This window comes from Prevotella multiformis DSM 16608, from assembly GCF_000191065.1.
In the GTDB taxonomy this organism is placed as follows: domain Bacteria; phylum Bacteroidota; class Bacteroidia; order Bacteroidales; family Bacteroidaceae; genus Prevotella; species Prevotella multiformis.
Genome location: NZ_GL872288.1, coordinates 1 through 2654 on the forward strand (window position 1 = coordinate 1; position 2654 = coordinate 2654).

The 2654-nt window shown below is 32.9% G+C and carries 3 protein-coding genes and 2 pseudogenes; all 5 read right to left on the reverse strand.

Features of this window, described 5'->3' with window-relative positions:
- Positions 1–188, reverse strand: a pseudogene (locus HMPREF9141_RS13950) (hypothetical protein); the annotation flags it as partial.
- Between the two features lie 133 nt (positions 189–321).
- Positions 322–768 (reverse strand): DKNYY domain-containing protein, encoded by a 447-nt coding sequence (locus HMPREF9141_RS12270; RefSeq protein WP_007369097.1) that lies wholly within the window; start codon positions 766–768, stop codon positions 322–324.
- Positions 769–841: 73 nt separating this feature from the next.
- On the reverse strand, positions 842–1264 hold the full coding sequence (locus HMPREF9141_RS12275) for a hypothetical protein (RefSeq protein ID WP_007369098.1): 423 nt from the start codon (positions 1262–1264) through the stop codon (positions 842–844).
- A 246-nt stretch (positions 1265–1510) separates the two neighbouring features.
- Positions 1511–1873, reverse strand: a complete 363-nt coding sequence (locus tag HMPREF9141_RS12280) for a hypothetical protein (RefSeq protein WP_007369099.1) — start codon at positions 1871–1873, stop codon at positions 1511–1513.
- Positions 1874–1880: 7 nt separating this feature from the next.
- Positions 1881–2654 (reverse strand): annotated as a pseudogene (locus HMPREF9141_RS12285) (hypothetical protein); the annotation flags it as partial.

Below are 2654 nucleotides of genomic sequence, written 5' to 3' on the forward strand. Positions count from 1 at the left end.
ACGTATGAGCCGTTACGCCCATAGACGTTATTAAACAGACCTGTTCCTATCCTTGAAGCAATTCGTTTGTCACCAATGAAGTAATGCTTTGTAAAGCGATTCTTGTTGATGCTGATTATCGAAGTAGGATAAAGCGTGAAGTTGTCCGTCTCATGGAATGTGATTCCCTGCGGTGCTCCGTTGATAAACGAAATATTGTACCAAAAGCATTGAAATAACTTTCTTCATCAGAATTCGTATATATCTGTTTATGTAACTTCCTGATGTTCAATAATAGTTTATACGCCTTATTGCCGAATAGTTACCAGATTTATTTTCGAGTCACCTGACTGTTAGATTGTTAACAGCTTTACCTTCTTTAAATAATTTATAGCCATCAGTAGCATATCCTCGTCCTATATATATAAACGACTCTGAAGAGACATCTTCCATAATATAGTCCTTAAAATAACATCCACCAAAGTCCATAGCATCCTCACAAACAAGCCTTAGCGGATAATAAACATGGTACGAATCTTTCGCATACCCTGTATTTTTACATACCATGAAGCTACTTACATCAACGCCCTTTAGTGCTGGCATCGTTGTATGTAAATATATTGAATCTCCATAGCCCCCATAAATGCTGTCACCTATTCTGGTATAGCCATCTATAGTTTCTCCATTTTTTAAGTGGACCCATTCTCCTTTGCTTTTATAGTTATATTTCTTATCTTTGCAAGAAACTAAGAAAGCACATAATATGATAATTATAATGTAAAGTCTCATCTGCTTAGTCTTTTAGAGATTGTAAACTAATATATAGTCAATAGATATACCTTCATAGCTCCAATCTATCTATTTATTCTTTAAGTGTATAGGAATTTCCATTCTTCAAAGAATATTGTAAGAGTCCTTTGTCTTTACTCCATATTACTTGTTTAAGATCTATAACTGGTTGATCTCCTTCATTTCTATCCATTTGCTTAATATCTACAGAAATACAATCCTTGTATTTTCGCTTCCTTATTTCCAGAGTTTTAGGATTCATAGGGATAGCTATCCAACTCCATTCGCAAAAGTTGCAACTGTTTGTTAGAGGACCATTTTCTTCATTTCTTTTTATCTCAAAACTTATTAGGAATGTGTCGGTAGAATGCAACAAACTCATATCAACACTTGCAATACCATCATATTCATGCCCCACCTCTATCCAATTATGTCCCTCAGAATCAAATGGAAACGTATTTTTAGGATTCCATATTTGAATATCTTTTACTATCAATGTATCTGTATCGTTAGTATTTGAAACATAATAGATACTATCATTTATCTTGTAATGAGTTATCCAACTCAAATCTTCATCTGTTAGCTTTACTTTATGGACATAAGGTATTATACAACTAACTAACGAGAAGATAATTATTAAGTATACTATTTTCTTCTTTTCTTTTCACCATAATAATAATCATAAAAATTAATTCCGCCAACAAGTATATAATATATTGTTTATGCACTTAACCCTGTAAATTTACTTTATGAATTTTAATCTACCGACTTTATTATTTCTCTCAAGTAACATTTCTTTATTTGTAATACGTCTTATCATAAACTTATGACCACCTATAAAGATAACACTATCTTCCATTAACTTCCATTTCTCGTATAATATATTATCACCAGTGTCTAATTTTCTAAAGTTCCCATCTATATCCTTATAAAGTATAAACCAACTTCCATTTGACCAAAAACTATAATAATAGCCTTCTGGAGACATATTTTCACAGCACTCCCATATTTTATATTTGGTACCTGAAATCTTTTTATTCAAGTCTTGCTTACAAGCTGACAATATCAAGATGCAACTAATAAAAATAGCGTTTAAATACTTCATTGTTTAATTATCTTTTTCTCCATTCTACATATCTTCCAGCCACTAATTCATAAGGAGTATTTCGTATAGCTGTATTAATTTTTTTTATTGCCCCTGGAACTTGCCCCCTTGTCTTACTATCACGTAAAGCTGCTGTCAGATATATTGCAGCCTGACCTATAATTGCTTGTTGGAATTCTTGTGTTGCTGATTTAAAATGTTCATTCTCAAACTGCTTAATATGAACTTTCATCACATGACCCAAAGAAGTATTATCACTGTAGTCGCCTCTCAGGCTGAAAAACTTATGAATACTTTCATGATATAGTGAGCTTTGCAGGTTTTCATAATTATTCATAAATCTTGAAATATGCCCCTTATATACACTTATAGTGATATTTGCACCTCGTGTTGCTGCTAATTCAGCCTCATTTTTGGTATCAGCAATTCCTACCATACCTTGTGGATTCCGTCCGACAGCCATTTTTCCCTTTCCCCAATATGAGATACCAACTGCTGTGGCATAATGTCCAACAATGTTTGCCATTACTTGTCTATTACGCTTTATCTTTAAATCTAGTTGAGACGGCAGAATATTCTTACCATTAATTGAGATATAAATATTGTTTGTTTTTGTCTCAGTCCTCCGAATAAATTTTCCCTTATTACTAAAATAATCATCTCTCCCATCTGGGTCTATCCTCATAATAGGATTATTTGAACAAACTACATAAGACGAAATATGAGAATTTTTCTCTGCCAACGGATCCACCCCATACCAAATACTTGACATTGGATTCAT